This is a genomic window from Paraburkholderia sp. BL17N1, from assembly GCF_003634175.1.
Lineage (GTDB): Bacteria > Pseudomonadota > Gammaproteobacteria > Burkholderiales > Burkholderiaceae > Paraburkholderia.
Genome location: NZ_RBIW01000001.1, coordinates 2,548,398 through 2,570,371 on the forward strand (window position 1 = coordinate 2,548,398; position 21,974 = coordinate 2,570,371).

17 protein-coding genes are annotated in these 21,974 nt (G+C 61.5%); 15 read left to right on the forward strand and 2 right to left on the reverse strand.

Going from position 1 to position 21,974, the window contains the following annotated elements; translation table 11 throughout:
- The first annotated feature begins 167 nt into the window (after nucleotides 1-167).
- The 3 genes from carB (at nucleotide 168) to B0G82_RS11570 (ending at nucleotide 4,580) form a co-directional block, all read left to right on the forward strand.
- Nucleotides 168-3,422: a carbamoyl-phosphate synthase large subunit gene (carB, locus tag B0G82_RS11560; RefSeq protein ID WP_116139808.1), complete on the forward strand. Its 3,255-nt coding sequence runs from the start codon at nucleotides 168-170 to the stop codon at nucleotides 3,420-3,422.
- A gap of 151 nt (nucleotides 3,423-3,573) precedes the next feature.
- The gene (gene greA / locus B0G82_RS11565) at nucleotides 3,574-4,050 is read left to right on the forward strand and encodes a transcription elongation factor GreA (RefSeq protein WP_012433846.1); all 477 of its coding nucleotides are present in this window, start codon (nucleotides 3,574-3,576) and stop codon (nucleotides 4,048-4,050) included.
- A gap of 20 nt (nucleotides 4,051-4,070) precedes the next feature.
- Complete coding sequence (locus B0G82_RS11570; protein ID WP_106309784.1) at nucleotides 4,071-4,580, forward strand: DUF4149 domain-containing protein; 510 nt, start codon at nucleotides 4,071-4,073, stop codon at nucleotides 4,578-4,580.
- Nucleotides 4,581-4,726: 146 nt separating this feature from the next.
- Here B0G82_RS11570 and B0G82_RS11575 read toward each other — a convergent pair whose 3' ends face one another.
- On the reverse strand, nucleotides 4,727-5,254 hold the full coding sequence (locus B0G82_RS11575; protein WP_106283727.1) for a YhbY family RNA-binding protein: 528 nt from the start codon (nucleotides 5,252-5,254) through the stop codon (nucleotides 4,727-4,729).
- A 183-nt stretch (nucleotides 5,255-5,437) separates the two neighbouring features.
- Between B0G82_RS11575 and B0G82_RS11580 the strand changes: the two genes are divergently transcribed.
- The 11 genes from B0G82_RS11580 to phoR all read left to right on the forward strand — a co-directional run bounded on the left by B0G82_RS11580 (nucleotide 5,438) and on the right by phoR (nucleotide 17,923).
- Nucleotides 5,438-6,100: an RlmE family RNA methyltransferase gene (locus tag B0G82_RS11580; protein WP_121307441.1), complete on the forward strand. Its 663-nt coding sequence runs from the start codon at nucleotides 5,438-5,440 to the stop codon at nucleotides 6,098-6,100.
- A 188-nt stretch (nucleotides 6,101-6,288) separates the two neighbouring features.
- On the forward strand, nucleotides 6,289-8,178 hold the full coding sequence (ftsH, locus tag B0G82_RS11585) for an ATP-dependent zinc metalloprotease FtsH (RefSeq protein ID WP_012433842.1): 1,890 nt from the start codon (nucleotides 6,289-6,291) through the stop codon (nucleotides 8,176-8,178).
- Between the two features lie 83 nt (nucleotides 8,179-8,261).
- Nucleotides 8,262-9,161 (forward strand): dihydropteroate synthase, encoded by a 900-nt coding sequence (gene folP / locus B0G82_RS11590; protein ID WP_121308662.1) that lies wholly within the window; start codon nucleotides 8,262-8,264, stop codon nucleotides 9,159-9,161.
- Nucleotides 9,162-9,189: 28 nt separating this feature from the next.
- Nucleotides 9,190-10,548 (forward strand): phosphoglucosamine mutase, encoded by a 1,359-nt coding sequence (gene glmM / locus B0G82_RS11595; protein ID WP_121307442.1) that lies wholly within the window; start codon nucleotides 9,190-9,192, stop codon nucleotides 10,546-10,548.
- Nucleotides 10,549-11,086: 538 nt separating this feature from the next.
- The gene (pstS, locus tag B0G82_RS11600) at nucleotides 11,087-12,118 is read left to right on the forward strand and encodes a phosphate ABC transporter substrate-binding protein PstS (protein ID WP_121307443.1); all 1,032 of its coding nucleotides are present in this window, start codon (nucleotides 11,087-11,089) and stop codon (nucleotides 12,116-12,118) included.
- A gap of 160 nt (nucleotides 12,119-12,278) precedes the next feature.
- Complete coding sequence (pstC, locus tag B0G82_RS11605) at nucleotides 12,279-13,280, forward strand: phosphate ABC transporter permease PstC (RefSeq protein WP_121307444.1); 1,002 nt, start codon at nucleotides 12,279-12,281, stop codon at nucleotides 13,278-13,280.
- Complete coding sequence (pstA, locus tag B0G82_RS11610) at nucleotides 13,277-14,173, forward strand: phosphate ABC transporter permease PstA (RefSeq protein WP_106283722.1); 897 nt, start codon at nucleotides 13,277-13,279, stop codon at nucleotides 14,171-14,173. Before pstC ends, pstA begins: the two co-directional genes overlap by 4 nt.
- 17 nt (nucleotides 14,174-14,190) lie before the next feature.
- Entirely contained in the window at nucleotides 14,191-15,039 is an 849-nt protein-coding gene (gene pstB / locus B0G82_RS11615; protein ID WP_106283721.1) for a phosphate ABC transporter ATP-binding protein PstB, read from the forward strand.
- Nucleotides 15,040-15,066: 27 nt separating this feature from the next.
- On the forward strand, nucleotides 15,067-15,771 hold the full coding sequence (gene phoU / locus B0G82_RS11620; protein WP_106283720.1) for a phosphate signaling complex protein PhoU: 705 nt from the start codon (nucleotides 15,067-15,069) through the stop codon (nucleotides 15,769-15,771).
- Nucleotides 15,772-15,797: 26 nt separating this feature from the next.
- Nucleotides 15,798-16,499, forward strand: a complete 702-nt coding sequence (gene phoB / locus B0G82_RS11625; protein WP_006051991.1) for a phosphate regulon transcriptional regulator PhoB — start codon at nucleotides 15,798-15,800, stop codon at nucleotides 16,497-16,499.
- Nucleotides 16,500-16,609: 110 nt separating this feature from the next.
- On the forward strand, nucleotides 16,610-17,923 hold the full coding sequence (gene phoR / locus B0G82_RS11630) for a phosphate regulon sensor histidine kinase PhoR (protein WP_106283719.1): 1,314 nt from the start codon (nucleotides 16,610-16,612) through the stop codon (nucleotides 17,921-17,923).
- Between the two features lie 100 nt (nucleotides 17,924-18,023).
- On the opposite strand, the gene ppk1 is transcribed toward phoR, so the two are convergent.
- Nucleotides 18,024-20,087: a polyphosphate kinase 1 gene (ppk1, locus tag B0G82_RS11635; protein ID WP_106283718.1), complete on the reverse strand. Its 2,064-nt coding sequence runs from the start codon at nucleotides 20,085-20,087 to the stop codon at nucleotides 18,024-18,026.
- A gap of 200 nt (nucleotides 20,088-20,287) precedes the next feature.
- Between ppk1 and ppx the strand changes: the two genes are divergently transcribed.
- Nucleotides 20,288-21,913: an exopolyphosphatase gene (gene ppx, locus B0G82_RS11640; protein ID WP_121307445.1), complete on the forward strand. Its 1,626-nt coding sequence runs from the start codon at nucleotides 20,288-20,290 to the stop codon at nucleotides 21,911-21,913.
- Nucleotides 21,914-21,974: the final 61 nt, after the last annotated feature.

Here is a 21,974-nt window from a genome sequence, read left to right on the forward strand (position 1 = left end):
GCGTAAAGCGACGCACACGCGGCGAGCCGCACCGGACAGAGTAGAGCGCGCGCAACGCCACGGCGGCGCGCGCCGACGGAAAGAATAGCAACCAGGTTGCATGGCACCGGAGTAAGGCGCTAAAGCGCCAATTCCGGTGGACACAGGAATACATTAGCGAGAGCGTTATGCCCAAGCGGACAGACATCAAGAGCATCCTCATCATCGGCGCGGGTCCGATCATCATCGGCCAGGCGTGCGAGTTCGATTACTCGGGCGCGCAGGCATGCAAGGCGCTGCGTGAGGAAGGCTACAAGGTCATTCTCGTCAACAGCAATCCGGCGACGATCATGACCGACCCGAACACGGCCGACGTGACCTACATCGAGCCGATCACGTGGGAAGTCGTCGAGCGCATCATTGCCAAGGAGCGCCCCGACGCGATCCTGCCGACGATGGGCGGCCAGACCGCGCTGAACTGCGCGCTCGACCTGCACGCGCACGGCGTGCTGGAGAAGTACAAGGTCGAGCTGATCGGCGCGTCGCCGGAAGCGATCGACAAGGCGGAAGACCGTCAGAAGTTCAAGGACGCGATGACCAAGATCGGCCTCGGTTCGGCCAAATCGGGCACCGCGCATTCCATGGAAGAAGCGCTGGCGGTGCAAGCGGACATCGCGTCGCAAACGGGCAGCGGCGGCTATCCGGTCGTGATCCGTCCGTCGTTCACCTTGGGCGGCTCGGGCGGCGGCATCGCGTATAACCGCGACGAGTTCGAAGAGATCTGCAAGCGCGGTCTCGACCTGTCGCCCACGCGCGAACTGCTGATCGAAGAGTCGCTGCTCGGCTGGAAAGAGTACGAGATGGAAGTGGTCCGCGACAAGAAGGACAACTGCATCATCGTCTGCTCGATCGAAAACCTGGACCCGATGGGCATCCACACCGGCGACTCGATCACCGTCGCGCCGGCGCAAACGCTCACGGACAAGGAATATCAGATCCTGCGTAACGCATCGCTTGCGGTGCTGCGCGAGATTGGCGTCGACACGGGCGGTTCGAATGTGCAGTTCTCGATCAATCCGAAAGACGGCCGCATGGTCGTGATCGAAATGAATCCGCGCGTGTCGCGCTCGTCGGCGCTGGCGTCGAAGGCGACCGGCTTCCCGATCGCGAAGATCGCCGCGAAGCTGGCGGTCGGCTACTCGCTCGACGAGCTCAAGAACGAAATTACCGGCGGCCAGACCCCCGCATCGTTCGAACCGACCATCGACTACGTCGTCACCAAGATCCCGCGTTTCGCGTTCGAAAAATTCCGCGAAGCCGATTCGCGCCTGACCACGCAGATGAAGTCGGTCGGCGAAGTGATGGCGATTGGCCGCACCTTCCAGGAATCGTTCCAGAAGGCGCTGCGCGGACTGGAAGTCGGCGTGGACGGTCTGGACGAAAAGACCGATAACCGCGACGAGATCATCCGCGAGATCGGCGAAGCCGGTCCGGACCGTATTTGGTACGTGGGCGACGCATTCCGTATCGGCATGACGGCTCAGGAAATTTTCGAAGAAACCTCGATCGACCCGTGGTTCCTCGCGCAGATCGAACAGATCATCCTGAAGGAAAAGGCGCTGGCGGGCCGCACGCTCGCAAGCATCTCGAAGGAAGAGCTGAAGTATCTGAAGCAGAGCGGCTTCTCGGATCGTCGTCTGGCAAAGTTGCTCGGCGCGAAGCCGGCGGAAGTGCGCCAACGCCGTATCGAGTTGAACGTGCGCCCGGTGTACAAGCGCGTCGATACGTGCGCGGCCGAGTTCGCCACGAAAACCGCCTACATGTACTCGACCTACGAGGAAGAGTGCGAAGCGAACCCGACCAGCAACAAGAAGATCATGGTGCTGGGCGGCGGCCCGAACCGGATCGGCCAGGGCATCGAGTTCGATTACTGCTGCGTGCACGCCGCGCTCGCCATGCGCGAAGACGGCTACGAAACGATCATGGTCAACTGCAACCCTGAAACCGTTTCGACCGACTACGACACGTCCGATCGTCTGTACTTCGAATCGCTCACGCTCGAAGACGTGCTCGAAATCGTCGACAAGGAAAAGCCGGTTGGGGTGATCGTGCAATACGGCGGTCAAACGCCGCTGAAGCTCGCGCTGGATCTCGAAGCGAACGGTGTGCCGATCGTCGGCACGTCGCCGGACATGATCGATGCCGCGGAAGACCGCGAGCGTTTCCAGAAGCTGCTGCAGGACCTCGGTCTGCGTCAGCCGCCGAACCGCACCGCGCGCGCCGAAGACGAAGCGCTCAAGCTCGCCGACGAAATCGGCTATCCGCTGGTGGTGCGTCCGTCGTACGTGCTCGGCGGCCGCGCGATGGAAATCGTCCACGAGCCGCGCGACCTCGAACGCTATATGCGTGAGGCCGTGAAGGTGTCGAACGACTCGCCGGTGCTGCTCGATCGCTTCCTGAACGACGCGATCGAATGCGACGTGGATTGCATCTCCGACGGCGAAGCCGTGTTCATCGGCGGCGTGATGGAACACATCGAACAGGCGGGCGTGCACTCGGGCGACTCGGCGTGTTCGCTGCCGCCGTATTCGCTGTCGAAGGAAACCGTGGCTGAGTTGAAGCGTCAAACCGGCGCGATGGCGAAGGCGCTGAACGTGATCGGCCTGATGAACGTGCAGTTCGCGATCCAGCAGGTGCCGCAGGCGGACGGCTCGAAAGAAGACGTCATCTATGTGCTCGAAGTGAACCCGCGCGCCTCGCGCACGGTGCCGTACGTGTCGAAGGCGACCAGCCTGCCGCTCGCGAAGATCGCGGCGCGCGCCATGGTCGGTCAGAAGCTCGCTGAACAAGGCGTGACGAAGGAAATCGATCCGCCATACTTCAGCGTGAAGGAAGCCGTGTTCCCGTTCGTCAAGTTCCCGGCAGTCGATCCGGTGCTCGGACCGGAAATGCGTTCAACCGGCGAAGTGATGGGCGTGGGTCAGACTTTCGGCGAAGCGCTGTTCAAGTCGCAGCTCGCGGCGGGTTCGCGTCTGCCGGAGTCGGGCACGGTGCTGCTGACCGTGATGGACGCCGACAAGCCGAAGGCTGTCGAAGTCGCACGCATGCTGCACGAACTCGGCTATCCGATCGTCGCGACCAAGGGCACGGCTGCTGCGATCGAAGCGGCCGGCGTGCCGGTGAAGGTCGTCAACAAGGTGAAGGACGGCCGTCCGCACATCGTCGACATGATCAAGAACGGCGAGATCGCGCTGGTCTTTACGACCGTCGACGAAACCCGCGCCGCGATCGCCGACTCGCGTTCGATCCGCATGAGCGCGCAGGCGAACAAGGTCACGTACTACACGACCATGTCCGGCGCGCGCGCCGCAGTGGAAGGGTTGCGCTATTTGAAGGATCTGGAAGTCTATGATTTACAAGGCCTGCACGCTCGCCTAAACTAAGGCTTCGAATACCTGTCCAAGATGTAAGTGCCGCGGTTAAGCGGCGTTCCGCAGGTGCTTGGCGCCGGGTTTTTCCCGGCGCTCTGGCCCCCGCGGAATGCACTTAACCGCGGTGATTTTTTTTACGGCTGTTTTTTGCATAGAGTTGTTTATGAGCACTGTTCCATTGACGAAGCGCGGCGCGGAAATGTTGCGCGATGAATTGCAGCGCCTGAAATCGGTTGAGCGTCCTTCGGTGATCAATTCGATCGCGGAGGCGCGTGCCCAGGGCGATCTGTCGGAAAACGCGGAATACGACGCGGCGAAGGAAAAGCAGGGCTTTATCGAAGGCCGGATTGCTGAAATCGAATCGAAGCTGGCCGGCGCGCAGGTGATCGACCCGGCGGCAGTGGAAGCGGACGGGCGCGTGGTGTTCGGTGCGACCGTGGAACTGGAAGACCTGGATTCGGGAGCGTCGGTCAAATATCAGATCGTCGGCGACGACGAGGCCGACATCGACCATGGTTTGATCTCGATCAGCTCGCCGATTGCGCGCGCCCTGATCGGCAAGTCGGAAGGCGACGTTGCGTCGGTGCAGGCACCAGGCGGCGTGCGCGAATACGAAATCATCGCGGTTAGCTACGTTTGAAGGCGGCTCCGGTGTCCCTGATGCCGCATCGTTTTTTCCGCTTGTTGACGGTGGTGTGGGTCGGTAGTCTGCTGACTATCGGCTACGCGGTCGCGCCTGTGCTGTTCACCTCGCTCGACCGGATGACCGCTGGCGCGGTGGCCGCGCAACTGTTCCGCATTGAAGGCGTACTGGGTGCGGTGTGCGGCATTTTGCTACTCGGTCTCGCGAACGTGCTGGTTCGGCGCGGCAGCGATGCGTATCGTCGTTTGCGCTGGCTGATCGCGGGGATGCTGGTGTGCGTGCTGGTGGGTTACTTCGCGTTGCAGCCGTTTATGAATGCAATGCGCATTGCCGCGCTCGAAGCGGGCAGCGATGTCGGACATTCTGCGTATGCAACACGCTTCGGCATTTTGCACGGCGTGTCGAGTCTGTTTTACCTGATCGAAAGCCTGCTTGGTGTGGCGCTAGTGTGGAAATTGCCTGCGGGCGCAGGTGTGGCGTCGGCTGAGCAGGGTGCTCGCGGCACGGCAGGGAACGTGGCCGGCTGACACCGGCGACCATGGTGCTTTCCTTTCAGCCGCTGAGTATGCGAGCCAGAAGGCGATGAGCTTGCTGAGCGATCTCAAGTTTTGAAGTCGTGATCAAGCCGCCCCACGTCGAGGTGCGGACGCCGCCCGCACCTTTCATCATTCGCTTATTTCGACGACTGATGCGAGCGCTTCGCGCTGGCCTGGCGTTTCTTGGCGCGCTTGATGTTGCCGCCTTGCGTCACGCGTTCATTGCCACGCACCACGACGGCTTTGGCCTTGGGTTTGCGCATCGGGATTTCGCTGGGCTTCACGACCGTCACGACGCGCGGCGCGCGGCCCTTGCCCGGTTTGGCTTCGACAGCGGCTTCGCGGGCGCTCGGCAGGGCGCCGCGTTTGGTCTTCACCGCCGGTTGGGCGGCTTCCGGCTTCCAGATCACCAGCAGCTTGCCGATATGCTGGATCGGCGCGGCGTTCAGCTTGTCACAGATTTCTTCATAGATCGCGATGCGCTCTTCGCGTTCGTCACCGAACACGCGGATTTTGATGAGCTGATGAGCGCCAAGGTGCACCTTGATCTCGGAGAGCACAGCGTCGGTCAAGCCTTCGGCGCCGACGAGCACGACCGGTTTGAGCGCATGTGCCTGGGAGCGCAACTCGGCGCGTTGGTCGGAAGAGACTTTGAGGGCGGGCATGGAAAGTGGGAGACTCGACTAAAATGGCGGCACCTGCATAACCGAGAGATTCGGCCAATCGCGCAGGGCGGCGCGTCAGAACAACAGAATCGCGGATGACTGCCAGTTTTGGCGGCGTCCGCGCGAATTAACCGCGTATTATCCCCTAAAGCGTGTCATAACGCAGCAAGAGTTCAACGCTTAATGGCAAAAAACAAATTCAACACGGCGTGGTTGCATGATCACATCAACGACCCGTACGTAAAAATGGCGCAGCGGGAGGGCTATCGTGCCCGCGCGGCCTACAAGCTCAAGGAAATCGACGAACAGGACAAGCTGATCCGTCCCGGCCAGGTGATCGTCGACCTCGGTTCAGTGCCCGGCAGTTGGAGTCAGTACGCGCGTAATAAGCTTGCCAAGGGTTCGCAGCGCGACGCCGAGCGCGAAGGCGGCATCGACGGCACGATCATCGCGCTGGACATGCTGCCGATGGAGCCGATTGCCGACGTCACTTTCATTCAGGGCGACTTCCGCGAAGACAGCGTGGTCGGTCAACTGGAAGAATTGGTCGGCGAACGCCAGGTTGATCTTGTAATTTCGGATATGGCGCCCAACCTGTCGGGAGTGGCGGTGGCGGATGCCGCGCGAATCGAGCATCTGTGCGATCTCGCGCTGGAATTCTCACAAAATCACCTCAAGCAGGATGGTGCCCTTTTAGTCAAATGCTTTCACGGCAGTGGTTACAGCCAGATTGTCGAAAAGTTCAAGCATCAATTTAAGGTGGTGGCGGCCCGTAAGCCGAAAGCGTCGCGGGACAAATCGTCAGAAACGTTTATTTTGGGTAAGCATCTCAAGCGGCCCGCATAGGACGCTGCAGGACGGTTCCGCATCTGCCGATAATGCGATCATGGCCTCGGAAATGGGTGCGGCACTGACCTGCTGTCCTATTTCTGTGGTAGTGAAACCTTATGGCAGGGGTCTGCGGACTGGATTAGAATGCTTTCGTGGTGCCGCAAGGCAAATGTAGGCGCCCGTCTAAGTGAAGGAGTGGTGCTTTGAACAACAATATGTTTTCGAAAGCAGCAGTGTGGCTGGTTATCGCACTGGTGCTGTTTACGGTGTTCAAGCAGTTCGACAAGCCCCGTGTCCAGGAAGGCGTTTCCTATTCGCAGTTCATGGACGACGCGAAGAACGGCAAAGTCAAGAACGTCATTGTCCAGGGGCGGAACCTCACGGTCACTCCAGCAGACGGCCAGAAGTACCAGATCGTGTCGCCCGGCGACATCTGGATGGTCGGCGATCTGATGAAGTATGGCGTTCAGGTGAGCGGCAAGGCTGATGACGAACCCAATGCGCTGGTGTCCGCGCTGTACTACCTCGGACCGACGATCCTGATCATCGGCTTCTGGTTCTACATGATGCGACAGATGCAGGGGGGCGGGAAAGGCGGTGCGTTCTCGTTTGGCAAATCCCGTGCACGTCTGATCGACGAAAATAACAACGCAATCAATTTCACCGACGTCGCCGGTTGCGACGAAGCCAAGGAAGAAGTTTCCGAATTGGTCGATTTCCTGCGCGATCCGCAGAAATTTCAGAAGCTGGGCGGACGCATTCCGCGCGGCGTGCTGCTGGTCGGGCCGCCGGGAACGGGTAAGACGCTGCTCGCGCGTGCTATCGCGGGTGAAGCGAAAGTGCCGTTCTTCAGCATCTCGGGTTCGGATTTCGTCGAAATGTTCGTCGGTGTCGGCGCGGCTCGTGTGCGCGACATGTTCGAGCAGGCCAAGAAGCATGCGCCTTGCATCGTGTTCATCGACGAAATCGACGCGGTCGGTCGTCATCGCGGCGCCGGCATGGGCGGCGGTAATGACGAACGCGAGCAGACGTTGAACCAGATGCTGGTCGAGATGGACGGCTTCGAAGCGAACTCGGGCGTGATCGTGATCGCCGCGACGAACCGTTCGGACGTGCTCGACAAGGCGCTGCTGCGTCCGGGCCGTTTCGACCGTCAGGTGTACGTCGGTCTGCCGGACATTCGCGGCCGTGAGCACATCATGAAGGTTCACCTGCGCAAGGTGCCGATTTCGAACGACGTCGACGCAGCGGTGATCGCACGCGGCACGCCGGGCTTCTCGGGCGCCGATCTGGCGAATCTCGTGAACGAAGCGGCTTTGTTCGCGGCTCGCCGCGGCAAGCGCATCGTTGAAATGAACGACTTCGAAGACGCGAAAGACAAGATCTTCATGGGTCCGGAGCGCAAGTCGGCCGTGATCCGCGAAGAATCGAAGCGTGCCACGGCGTACCACGAGTCGGGCCATGCGGTGATCGCCAAGCTGTTGCCGAAGGCCGATCCGGTGCACAAGGTCACGATCATTCCGCGTGGCCGCGCACTGGGTGTGACCTGGCAGTTGCCGGAGCATGACAACGAAACGTATTCGAAGGACTACCTGCTGGATCGCCTGGCGATCCTGTTCGGTGGCCGCGTCGCGGAAGAGTTGTTCCTGAACCTGCTCAGCACCGGCGCGTCGGACGACTTCAACAAGGCCACGCAAACCGCGCGCGCCATGGTGGCCCGCTTCGGCATGACGGACGCACTTGGACCGATGGTCTACGTCGACGACGAAAACGACGCCACGCCGTTTGGCCGCGGTTTCACGCGCACCATTTCGGAAGCGACGCAGCAGAAGGTCGATGCCGAAATCCGTCGCGTGCTGGACGAGCAATACAATCTCGCGAAGCGCCTGCTGGACGAAAACCGCGACAAGGTCGAAGCGATGACCGCCGCGCTGATGGAGTGGGAAACGATCGACGCCGATCAGATCAACGACATCATGGCAGGCCGTCCGCCGCGTTCGCCGAAGAGTTCGCCGCCGTCGGCAACCGACGCCTCGTCGGGCGGCAGCCCGGGCACCGAGGTCAAACCGGGCAGCGCGACCGCGCCGGCCTGATAGGCGACCAGTAGAAAGTGCGGGCCGGTGTGTTTTCACACCGGCCCGTTTTGCATTTATCCGTTTGCGTGAAGCACTTCCACGTGTCGAAAGTCGAATTCCCTTTTTTGCCTATTCCCGAGCCGCTGCAGTGCGGCCGTTTCAAGCTGACCTTTGAACGCCCGTTGGTCATGGGCATTCTGAACGTCACTCCCGATTCTTTTTCCGACGGCGGCAAATACGCTATGCGCGGCGATGCGTTGCGCCAGGCCGAGCGTATGATGCTCGACGGCGCGGACATTATCGATATCGGCGGCGAATCGACGCGTCCGGGCGCGCCGCCGGTGTCGCTCGACGAAGAACTGGATCGAGTGATCCCGCTCGTCGAGCAACTGCGTGGTGCGAATGTGCCGTTGTCGATCGACACCTACAAGCCTGAAGTGATGCGCCATACGCTGGCCGCCGGCGCCGATCTGATCAACGACATCTGGGGCTTCCGCATGCCGGGCGCAATCGACGCGGTGCGCGACAGTCAATGCGGCGTGTGCCTCATGCACATGCTCGGCGAGCCGCAGACCATGCAGGTCGGTGAGCCCGTCTATGACGATGTGGTGAGCGAGGTTCGCGATTTTCTCGAGGAGCGGGTCGCGGCGCTGAAGCAGGCGGGCATTGCGCGTGCTCGTATCAGCGTGGACCCAGGTTTCGGTTTCGGCAAGACCGTAGTCGAGCATAATTACACGCTGCTCGCGCATCTGCCGGACACGGCGCCGCGAGCTGAGCCGCCTTATCCCATTCTTGCCGGCATGTCGCGCAAGTCGATGGTCGGCGCGGTGGTGGAACGCCCGGCGCCGGAACGCGTCGCGGGCAGTATTGCGGCGGCCGTGTGCGCCGCTGAACGGGGCGCTGCGATTCTGCGTGTACACGACGTCGCGCAAACTGTAGATGCATTGAAAGTATGGGCAGCCATGCGCGACGCGGCGAAGCACAGCCGCGCGCGCGGTTGAACCCACAAGCCAAGGAGGAAGATAAAACATGGCACGTCGTTATTTCGGAACGGACGGCATTCGGGGCAAAGTCGGCGAAGGACCTATCACGCCGGAGTTTGTATTGCGGCTCGGCTATGCGGCCGGCAAGGTGTTGGCAGGCGCGGACCGCTGGGCCAAAAGTGGCACGCGGCCAACCGTGTTGATCGGCAAAGACACGCGGGTGTCGGGCTACATGCTCGAAGCCGCGCTCGAGTCAGGTTTCTCCGCAGCGGGTGTGGACGTGATGCTGGCCGGTCCGATGCCGACTCCCGGCATCGCCTACCTGACGCGCGCGTTGAGGCTCGCCGCGGGCGTGGTGATCAGTGCATCGCATAACCCGTACTACGACAACGGCATCAAATTTTTCTCCGCCGACGGCAACAAGTTGCCGGACGAAGTGGAAGCGCAGATCGAGGAGCAACTCGATCTGCCGCTCGCCTGCGCGGCATCCGAGCAACTCGGCAAGGCGCGGCGTCTCGACGACGCGGCTGGCCGCTACATCGAGTTCTGCAAGAGCACGTTTCCGGCGGCGTTCGACCTGCACGGCCTGAAGCTGGTGGTCGACTGCGCGCATGGCGCCGCGTATGACGTCGCGCCGCACGTGTTCCACGAACTCGGCGCCGAAGTGATTCCGATCGGCGTCGCGCCGAACGGCTTCAACATCAACGACGGTGTCGGCGCGACCGCGCCGGATGCGCTGGTGCGTGCCGTGCGCGCGAATCATGCGGATCTGGGTATCGCGCTCGATGGCGACGCCGACCGTCTACAGGTGGTCGACGCGACAGGGCGCCTCTACAACGGCGACGAACTGCTCTACATCCTGGTCAAGGATCGTGTCGCGACCGACGGCAAAGTGGACGGCGCAGTCGGCACCCTGATGACGAATATGGCGGTGGAAGTGGCGTTGCAGGAAGCCGGCGTGAAGTTCGTGCGCGCGGCGGTCGGCGATCGCTACGTGCTCGAACAGTTGCGCGAACACGGCTGGCAACTGGGAGCCGAGGGCTCCGGCCATATTCTTTCGCTCGACCGTCATTCCACGGGCGACGGCATCGTCTCGGCGTTGCTGGTGCTGGCAGCCATGAAGCGCAGCGAGAAAACGCTCGCCGACCTGCTCGACGGCGTCACGCTGTTCCCGCAGAAGCTGATCAACGTGCGCATGAAGCCTGGCGCGGACTGGAAGAGTAGCGACGCGATCCGCCGCGCCATCGCCAAGGCGGAGAGCGCGCTGAACGGCCGCGGCCGTGTGCTGATCCGTGCGTCCGGCACGGAGCCGGTGCTGCGCGTGATGGTGGAAGCGGAAAGTGCCGCCGACGCACTTCATCATGCGGAATCGATTGCCGGCGCGGTCAAAGAGGCCACGGCGTAAGCCACACGCGCTTGCGGCGGGCGGGACGCTGGGACGATGCGTATCGTGTCCTGACGCCCTCGCTCGCTGCGCTTAGTCTGCGTTCGGCTCCGCAATCACCACGCGTCAACTTGCACCTATGGCCCGCAGCGCGTCACGCCCCACGTGACACGCTTCGCCGACTCATTCGGCGAACCGCACAAAAGGCACATCGCAAAGTAGGTCAGCGCCGAAAAACACAAAATCAAAAGCCAGTCCCAACGCTCACAGCCACGCCCGAACGACCCTCTCACCCGCGGCCCATTGCCGCACGACCCACGCCGCATCTTTTTCCCGAACGCGCACTCGCAAACGTTCGCGCCCCATCTTTCTTCGCCTAATCTAGAGAACGTCACGGCTTTCGCCGGAAGTCCAAGTTTTCCCTGACAAATCTGCTTTCAGCCGTGTAATCCTACTGTCACACCCGTTTCACGTTAAGTCACGTTACTGTCACAAAGAGACCCTAAGCTTCGCGGTGTTCGTCTTACACGCTCACACCGCTCACACCTTTGGAGGTCTCATGAAATTGATGCAAACCGTGTTCGCTGGCGTCGCTGGCGCGCTTTTCGCGATCGCAGCGCAAGCCGCAGACATCACCGGCGCGGGCAGCACCTTCGCAGCACCGATCTACACGAAGTGGGCCGATTCGTATCAGAAGTCGGGCGGCGGCAAGGTTAACTATCAAGGCATCGGCTCGTCGGGCGGCGTGAAGCAGATCGTCGCGAAGACCGTCGACTTCGCCGGTTCGGACGCTCCGCTGAAGGACGACGAACTCGCCAAGGACGGCCTGTTCCAGTTCCCGACGGTGGTCGGCGGCGTGGTGCCGGTCGTCAATGTGCCGGGCGTGAAGCCGGCTGAACTGACGCTGTCGGGCGAAGTGCTCGGCGACATCTATCTGGGCAAGATCAAGAAGTGGAACGATCCGGCGATCGTTGCGCTGAACCCGAAGGTCAAGCTGCCGGATACCGACATCGCCGTGGTTCGCCGCGCTGATGGCTCGGGCACCAGCTTCATCTGGACGAACTATCTGTCGAAGGTCAACGCAGACTGGAAGTCGAAGGTCGGTGAAGGTTCCACGGTCAACTGGCCGACGGGCACGGGCGGCAAGGGCAACGACGGCGTCGCAGCCTTCGTGCAACGTCTGCCGGGCGCAATCGGCTACGTGGAATGGGCGTACGCGAAGCAGAACCACATGACGTATGTCGCGCTGAAGAACTCGACGGGCACGGTTGTCGAGCCGAAGACGGAGACCTTCAAGGCAGCGGCAGCAGGCGCGGACTGGTCGAAGTCGTTCTATCAGATCCTGACGAACGAGCCGGGCAAGAATGCATGGCCGATCGTCGGCGCGACCTTCGTGCTGTTGCACACGGCGCAGGACAAGCCGGCGCAAGGCGCAGAAACGCTGAAGTTCTTCGACTGGGCGTTCAAGAACGGCACGCAAGCCGCAAACGATCTGGACTACATCTCGCTGCCGGATTCGGTCGTGGCGGAAATCCGCACGCAATGGAAGGCGAAGGTGAAGGACGCTTCGGGCAAGGCAATCGCCGAGTAAGCGAAGCAACGGGTGCGGCAATGAGCAAAGCGCCCGGCATCGGCAGTACGTAACACGTTGGCCGTCCTCCTGTGAGGACGGCCAATGGCTTTGACCCCCGGCATTACCGGCCGCATGACACGTGTCGTACGGCAACTGGAAACAGGTCCATCAGGCTCTCATGTCCGATATCCAATTAGCGTCCGGCGCGAGCAGGTCGACCCCGCCCGGCAGCGCGTCGCAGCAGAAAGCGCCCAGCCGCGCCGGCGACGTGATCTTCGGCGGTCTCGCGCGCTTCGCCGCCATCATCACTTTGCTGCTGCTCGGCGGCATCATCGTTTCGCTGATCGTCGCGTCCATGCCGTCGATCAAGCAATTCGGCCTCAGCTTCCTGTGGACCGCCGACTGGGATCCACCCAGCAAGCAATTCGGCGCGCTGGTGCCAATCTACGGCACGATCGCCACCTCGATCATTGCTCTTATCATCGCGGTGCCCGTCAGCTTCGGCATCGCGCTTTTCCTGACCGAACTCGCGCCCGCGTGGCTGCGCCGTCCGCTCGGCATCGCGATCGAACTGCTCGCCGCAATTCCGTCGATCGTGTACGGCATGTGGGGTCTGCTGGTGTTCGCGCCGATCTTCGCGACGTACTTCGAAAAACCGCTCGGCGTCGTGCTCGGCGGCATTCCGTTTGTCGGGGCGTTGTTTCAGGGCGCGCCGATCGGCATCGGCATCCTGTGCGCGGGCGTGATTCTCGCGATCATGATCATTCCGTATATCGCCTCGGTGATGCGCGACGTGTTCGAAGTCACGCCGGTCCTGTTGAAGGAATCGGCATACGGCATCGGCTGCACGACGTGGGAAGTGATGTGGAAGATCGTGCTGCCCTTTACGAAGAGCGGCGTGATCGGCGGCGTGATGCTGGGTCTGGGCCGCGCGCTCGGCGAGACCATGGCTGTCACCTTCGTGATCGGCAACACCAATCTGCTCGATAACGTGTCGCTCTTTTCGCCGGGCAACAGCATCACGTCGGCGCTCGCCAATGAATTCGCCGAAGCGGATCCGGGCCTGCATACGTCGGCGCTGATGGAACTCGGCCTCATTCTGTTCGTGATTACCTTCATCGTGCTGGCGATCTCCAAGGTCATGCTGCTTCGCCTCGAAAAAGGGGAGGGCGCGAAATGAGCCAGCCCACTTTGAATATGCCGGGTTCGAACGACGCCGTCGCGCTCGAAGCAATGCGCGTGCGTCTGCAAGGCCGCCGCCGCATGAAGAACGCGGTTGCTCTGACCATGTCGCTCGCCGCGATGGCGTTCGGTCTGCTGTGGCTGATCTGGATTCTGTACACGACCTTGCGCCTGGGTATCGGCGGCTTGTCGGTCGAACTGTTCACGCAATCGACGCCGCCGCCGAACACCGATGGCGGCGGTCTCGCCAACGCGATCGTCGGCAGTCTGATGCTGGTCGCACTCGCGACTTTCGTCGGCACGCCGATCGGTATTCTGGCTGGCGTCTATCTCGCCGAATACGGCCAGAAGGGCTGGCTCGCGAGCGTCACGCGTTTCATCAACGACATTCTGTTGTCGGCGCCGTCGATCGTGGTGGGTCTCTTCGTTTACGCGCTGGTCGTCGCGAAGATGGGCCACTTCAGCGGCTGGGCCGGCGTATTCGCGCTTGCCTTGCTGCAGATCCCGATCGTGATCCGCACCACGGAAAACATGCTGAAACTGGTGCCGAACGCACTGCGTGAAGCAGCCTTCGCACTCGGCACGCCGAAGTGGAAGATGGTGCTGTCGATCACGCTGAAGGCTTCCATCGCGGGTATCGTCACCGGCGTGCTGCTCGGCGTGGCGCGTATCGCAGGCGAAACCGCGCCGCTGCTCTTTACGGCGCTGTCGAATCAGTTCTTCTCGATGGACATGGGCCAGCCGGTCGCGAACCTGCCGGTCACGATCTACAAGTTTGCGATGAGCCCGTTCGCGCAGTGGCAATCGCTCGCGTGGGCCGGCGTCTTCCTGATCACGCTCGCGGTGCTGGGACTGAACATCCTCGCGCGCACGATCTTCTCGAACAAGTAAGGGCGGAGTGTAATCCGATGAATATGGCAGAAACTCAACTCAATCCGATCGCGCGTCCTACCGCGCCCGCCGGTTTCGATCCCGCCCAAAGCGGCCAGTCGCAGGCGCCGTCGCGCCCGAAGATCGAGATCAACGACCTGAACTTCTTCTACGGCAAGTATCACGCGTTGAAGAACATCAATCTGCAGATTCCCGAAGGCAAGGTGACCGCATTCATCGGCCCGTCGGGTTGCGGCAAGTCCACGCTGCTGCGTACGCTGAACAAGATGTACGCGCTCTATCCGGAACAACGCGCTGAAGGCGAGATCCTGATGGACGGCGAAAACCTGCTGACCTCCAAGCGCGATATTTCGCTGCTGCGCGCACGGATCGGCATGGTGTTCCAGAAGCCGACGCCGTTTCCCATGTCGATCTACGACAACATCGCGTTCGGTGTGAAGATGTTCGAAACGCTGCCGCGCTCGGAGATGGACGACCGCGTGGAATGGGCGCTGACCAAGGCCGCGCTGTGGAACGAAGTGAAGGACAAGCTCGGCCAGAGCGGCTACGGTTTGTCGGGCGGCCAGCAGCAGCGTCTGTGTATCGCGCGCGGTATCGCGATCCGTCCGGAAGTGCTCCTGCTCGACGAGCCGTGTTCGGCGCTGGACCCGATTTCGACGGGCCGTATCGAAGAACTGATCGCCGAATTGAAGAGCGATTACACGGTGGTAATCGTCACGCACAACATGCAACAGGCGGCCCGCTGTTCGGACTACACTGCCTATATGTACCTCGGTGAGTTGATCGAATTCGGCGACACCGAAAAGATCTTCATCAAGCCTGTCCGCAAGGAAACCGAGGATTACATCACTGGCCGCTTCGGTTAACACGCCGAACAAACAAGGGAGTACGACATGTCCGACAAACACCTGTCCAGCCAGTTCGACGCCGACCTGAATCTGGTTTCCTCCAAAGTGCTCGAAATGGGTGGCCTGGTCGAATCGCAGATCGTCAAGGCCATGCAGGCGCTCAACGAATTCGATCTCGACATCGCCGAACAGGTGATCGCCGCGGAAGAGCGTCTGAACAAGATGGAAGTGGACATCGACGAAGAGTGCAGCAACATCATCGCGCGCCGTCAGCCGGCCGCGCGTGACCTGCGTCTGTTGATCGCGATTTCGAAGACCATCACGAATCTCGAGCGCGCCGGCGACGAAGCCGAAAAGATCGCCAAGCGCACCAAGCGTTTGATGGAAGACGGCGCGTCGCGCACCATCAACATCGCTGAAATCAAGTTGTCGGGCGAGATGGCGGTGTCGATTCTGCGCCGCGCATTGGATGCGTTCGCGCGCCTCGATACGGTCGCCGCCGCGCAGATCGTGCGTGACGATAAAGCGATCGACGAAGAATTCCGCGCTTTCGTGCGCAAGCTGATTTCGTACATGACCGAAGATCCGCGTTCGATCTCGGTGGGCCTCGACTTCCTGTTTATCGCCAAGGCGATCGAGCGGATCGGCGACCACGCGAAGAACATCGCCGAGTTCATCATTTACATCGTGAAGGGTACGGACGTGCGGCACAAGTCGCGCGACGCGCTCGAACGCGAAGCACTCAGTTAATCCAGATATAAGGACAAGAGGTGCCGATGCCCAGCAGCATTCTCGTCATTGAAGATGAGCCCGCCATTTCCGAATTGATTTCGGTCAATCTTCAACACGCCGGACACTGCCCGATTCGCGCGTACAACGCGGAGCAGGCGCAGAACCTGATCAGCGACGTATTGCCGGACCTTGTCCTGCTCGACTGGATGTTGCCGGGTAAATCGGGCATTGCGTTCGCGCGCGATCTGCGCAACAACGAGCGCACGAAGCATATCCCGATCATCATGCTGACCGCGCGCGGCGACGAGCAGGACAAGGTGCTCGGCCTCGAAATCGGCGCCGACGACTACGTCACCAAGCCGTTCTCGCCGAAGGAACTGATGGCGCGCATCAAGGCGGTGTTGCGCCGTCGCGCCCCGCAGTTGACCGAAGACGTGGTCGCGATCAACGGCCTCAAGCTCGATCCGGCCACACACCGCGTGGCCGCGCATGCGGAAGGTAGCGAGATCAAGCTCGATCTCGGTCCGACGGAATTCCGTCTGCTGCATTTCTTCATGACGCACCCGGAGCGCGTGCACAGCCGCACGCAACTGCTCGATCAGGTGTGGGGCGATCACGTGTTCGTCGAAGAGCGCACGGTCGATGTGCATATCAAGCGCTTGCGCGCGGCGCTCAAGCCCGCCGGGTGCGATGCTATGATTGAGACGGTACGCGGCAGCGGCTACCGGCTTGCGAAGAGCGCCTGAGGCGCGCATTGGCGGCGTTCCCGCCGCCCGCGTCGGGTACGTCTGTTCGCAACCATAGGCGCCGCGATTTTCATCCCGGCGCATAGGCTTTTCTCTTCGATCGCTAGACCATGAACATCATCTGGGCGCGCTCCATCGTGTCGGTCGTGCTGCTGGCTGTTCTGTGCGCGGTGGTCGGCGCACTCGTGAACGTCAAGGCAGCGCTCGTCCTCGCGATCGTCATGCTGCTCGCGCAGAGCCTTTTCAGCACCTTTCATAAGCAGCGCCTGTGGCGTCTGCTCGACGCGCCGGTCTACGGCGAAGTGCCGAGCGCCCCCGGCATCTGGGGCGAAATCTACTACCGTCTGCACAAGCTCGCGAAGCGCTGGCACGCCCAGGTGCGCTCGGTCGAGCAACAGCACTCGCGCTTTATTCAGGCGATCCAGGCCTCGCCTAACGGTGTGGCGATGCTCGACGATCACGACCAGATCGAGTGGTGCAACGCGATCTCCGAACTCCATTTCGGCCTGGATGCGAAGCGCGATCTGCGCCAGCACATCACGCATCTGGTGCGCCAGCCGGACTTCGTTCGCTATCTGAATTCGCATCGCTACGAAGAAATGCTGATCATGCGCGGCATGGGCGACAAGCGGCAGAACGTGCTGTCGGTGCAGGTGTTTCCGTACGGCGAGAATCGCAAACTGGTGCTGTCGCAAGACATCACCGAACTCGAACGCACGGATGCGATGCGGCGCGACTTCGTCGCCAATGTGTCGCATGAACTGAAAACGCCGCTCACGGTGCTGTCGGGTTTTCTCGAGACTATGCGCGAGTTGCCGTTGAGCGAAGGCGAACGTTCGCGCTATCTCGAACTGATGGAGCAGCAGGCTTCGCGCATGCGCCACATCGTCAACGATTTGCTCGTGCTCGCCAAACTCGAAGGCGACAACAAGCCGCCGAGCGATCAGATGATCGATATGCGCGCGGTGTTGCGGCATTTGCACGACGACGCGGAAAGCTTGTCGAGCGATCATCACAAGATCACATTCGATGCAGACGAAGGGCTCACGGTCACCGGCGTCGAGACGGAAATTCTCAGCGCGCTCGGCAACCTCGTCACGAACGCGATCCGCTATACGCCGGACGGTGGCGCGATCAGAGTGGTTTGGCACGCGCAGGGCGGCAATGCGATATTTTCGGTGACGGACAGCGGACTCGGCATTCCCTCTGCGGACATACCGCGGCTGACGGAGCGTTTCTATCGCGTCGATCGCAGCCGTTCGCGAGATACCGGCGGCACGGGCCTCGGCCTTGCGATCGTCAAGCATGTGCTGCAACGTCACGATGCACAACTTGATGTGAAGAGCGAGGAAGGGCGAGGCAGCACGTTCACCGTGCGTTTTCCGGTGTATCGCACGGCGCGCCGGCAACCGGCGCCGGCTTGAGCGTGGCTGCATCGGCATGAAGAAAAGCCCGCACATAGCGGGCTTTTTTACGCGTGCCACTTTTGTTGGCGGCCCGCCGAGGCGAGCGCAGTCACTCACGCTACGAACAGAATTTCCCCAACAGACTCATCTGCGCGTTGCGCGAGGACTTGCCCGGCCGGCGGCGCCGGTAATGGCCGTCGCTTTGCATCAGCCACGCGGATTGATTGTCGCCGAGAAACGCGGACAGACCTTCAGCGATCACACGCCGCTTCAAGCGCCGGTTGTTGATCGGAAAGGCAACTTCAACACGCCGGAAGAAATTGCGGTCCATCCAGTCGGCGCTCGACAGATAGACCTGTTCCTTGCCACCGTCGTAGAAATAGAAGATGCGGTGGTGTTCGAGAAAGCGCCCAACGATCGAGCGTACGGTGATGTTCTCCGAAAGCCCCGCGACGCCTGGCTGCAACGAACACACGCCACGCACGATCAGATCGATTTTGACGCCTGCCTGCGCGGCCTCGTACAACTCGGCGATCACCGTGGGTTCGAGCAGCGCATTCATCTTCGCGACAATGCGGGCCTTCTTGCCGGCGCGCGCATGCTCGGCTTCGGCGCGGATCGCTTCGACGAGTTTCGGATGCAGCGTGAATGGCGATTGCCACAACTCGTGCAGCTTCAGTTCTCCGCCAATGCCGGTCAGTTGCTGGAACACGTGATGAACGTCTTCGCAGATTTTCTGGTCGGCGGTCATCAAACCGAAGTCGGTGTAAAGACGCGCTGTGCGCGGATGGTAGTTGCCGGTGCCGAGGTGCACATAGCGCTTGAGGGTGGTCTTGCCGCCTACCGACACGCGCCGCACGATCAGCATCATCTTCGCATGGCATTTGTGGCCCACCACGCCGTACACCACGTGCGCGCCGACCGCTTCGAGCTGCGAGGCCCAGTTGATGTTGGTTTCTTCATCGAAACGCGCGAGCAGTTCGACTACGACCGTGACTTCCTTGCCGTTGCGCGCCGCTTGCATCAGCGCGTCCATCAGCGGCGAATCGGTGCCCGTGCGATAGATGGTCTGCTTGATCGCGACCACGTTCGGATCTTTGGCCGCCTGCAGCAGCAATTCGAGCACCGGCTGAAAACTTTCGTACGGATGATGCAGCAGCACGTCGCCTTGATCGATCACGTCGAACATGCTGGCGCTGTTGGCGACCTGCGGCGGAATCGCGGGGATGTGCGGCACGAACTTGAGATCGGGGCGGTCCACCATCTCGGGCAACTGCATCAGCCGCACCAGATTGACGGGACCGTCGGCGTAATAGCAATCCTTGTCGGACAGGCCGCTTTCGTCGAGCAGGCGCCGCACGACATGCGTGGGCGTTTCCGCCGACACTTCGAGCCGCACCGCGTTGCCCAGATGCCGCGCCGGCAATTCGCCCTGCAACGCGACGCGCAGGTTGGTGATTTCATCTTCGTCGACGAACAGTTCGCTATTGCGCGTGATGCGAAACTGATTGCAACTGCGCACTACCAGGTTCGGAAACAGTTCGCCGACAAAGCGTTGCAACAGCGAGCTCAGGAGCACGAAGCCATGCGGGTAGCCCGACAGTTCCTGCGGCATGCGCACGAGCCGCGGTAACGCGCGCGGCGCCTGCACGATGCCCATCATCGCCTGACGGCCGAACGCGTCCTTGCCTTCCAGTTCCACGACGAAGTTCAGGCTCTTGTTGAGCACGCGTGGAAACGGATGCGCCGGATCGAGGCCGATGGGCGTGAGCACGGGCAGCAGTTCGTCGAAGAAGTAGTTGCGCGCCCATTCGGTCTGCGCTTCGTTCCACGCTTCCGTGCCGTGAAAATAGATGCCTTCTGCTTCGAGCGCGGTGAGCACCGTGTCGTGCAGCATGGTGTACTGGCGATGCACGAGCTTCTGCGCGCGTTCGACCACGAGGTCGTACACGTGCTGCAGTGACATGCCGTCCGGCGATAGCGCGCCGGGGTTGTCGCGCATCTGCTCCTGCAGTCCGGCCATGCGGACTTCGAAGAATTCGTCGAGATTGCTACTGGTGATGCAGATGAAACGCAGGCGTTCGAGCAAAGGGACGGCTGGGTCGGCAGCTTGTGCCAACACACGCTCGTTGAAACCCAGAATGCCCAGCTCGCGATTCAATAAGGGGTAGCGGATGGACATCGGCAGCGAGAATGGAATGTCAGGAAGAGAGGCGGAAAGACGCTCGGAAATTCTCACAGTATGATGACGTTGTTATGACATTCTCGATTTTTTATTCTACGCCGTAATCGCCTCGTGTCGTCAATATGACGCAGTCTGTATGGGACCATCGGCCACCCCCATTGCTGCGAGGTGACATCGTGAGGCCCGGTACGCTTAGAATGGCGTCTTTGAACCGCGCGGCCGGCCGTCAGGCGCCCAGGGCTCCCGATGGACACGGAGCGTTTCCCGCATCCAACGCCGCCGCGCTTGTGCGCATGGAGTCCGCTTACTCGATGGTCAATACTCCGCAACTCCTCGCCGCCGTCGATCTCGGCTCGAACAGCTTCCGGCTGATTGTCGGCCGGGTCGAGGAAACCGACGCGGGCAGCCAGATCTACCAGGTCGATGCCTTGCGTGAGCCCGTGCGTCTGGCTGCTGGTCTGTCGCGCGACAAGATGCTCGACCGAGCTTCGCAGGTGCGCGGCTGGGACGCGCTCAAGCGTTTCGGCGAGCGTCTTCGCGACTTTCATCCCGATCACGTTCGCGCGGTCGCTACCAATACATTGCGCATCGCCAAGAATGCCGGCGAATTTCTCGGTGAGGCGCAAGCCGCGCTCGGTTTCCCGATCGAAGTGATCGCCGGGCGTGAAGAGGCGCGCCTGATTTACGCGGGCGCTGCACACTCCGTGCCCGCGAGTCCGGGCAAACGTCTGGTGGTCGATATCGGCGGCGGCTCGACGGAATTTATCATTGGCTCGCATTACACGCCCATCAAGATGGAGAGCCTGTATATCGGCTGCGTGAGTCATAGCCGGGCGTTTTTCCCTGCCGGCAACGTCGACGAATACACGATGCGCCAGGCCGAACTCGCCGCGGGCCGCGAAATCCAGATCATTTCCGCCGAGTACAAGAAGACCGGCTGGGAGCAGGCGATCGGCTCGTCGGGCACCGCGCGCGCATTGGCCGAGTTGGTGGAGGCCAATAACTTCAACGATCCAGGCGTCACGCATGGCATCTCGCGCGGCGGGCTCGAACGCCTCAAGCGCGCGCTGATCAAGGCGGAGAACGTCAACCGGCTGAAGCTCGTCGCGTTGAAGGGCGATCGCATTCCGGTGCTGGCCGGCGGCCTGTCGATCATGATCGCAGTGTTCGACGAACTCGGTGTCGATTACGTCGACACGACGGACGGCGCGCTGCGCCTTGGCGTGCTGTACGACCTGCTAGGCCGTTCGCAGCACGAAGACATGCGTACGGTCACGGTGGAAGGCTTCATGCGCCGCTATGGCGTGGATCGCGCGCAGGCGGGGCGCATCGGCGAACTCGCGGTGCGCTTCTACGAACAGTTCGAGGAACCCGACGAAGAACGCCGCGTCGAGAACCGCATGTTTCTCGGCTGGGCGGCTGCGCTGCACGAAATCGGTTTGTCGATCTCGCACAGCGCGTATCACAAGCATTCGGCTTACATCGCCAGCAACGCGGACATGCCGGGCTTTTCACGCACCGATCAGGCGCGGCTTGCCGCGCTTGTGCTCGGTCATGCGGGCAAGCTCGGCAAGCTATCGCAAACGCGCGAAGTGGAGTGGCCGCTGCTGTTCTGTCTGCGGCTCGCGGCGCTGCTGTGCCGCCGGCGTGCCGACGTTGGCTTGCCGGGCATCTCGGTGACGCAGGTCAACGGCGGTTACGAGGTGCGGTTGCCGAACGAGTGGGTGGCCAACAATCCGTTGACGGACTACAGCCTGATTCAGGAAGCCGCGGAGTGGGAGAAGGTCGGCATTCCGTATCGCGTGGTTTATACGGACGAATGAAGCCTTGCGCATGGCGCACTGCGGATGAATGAGAAAGCCCGGCCGGTGCCGGGCTTTTTTG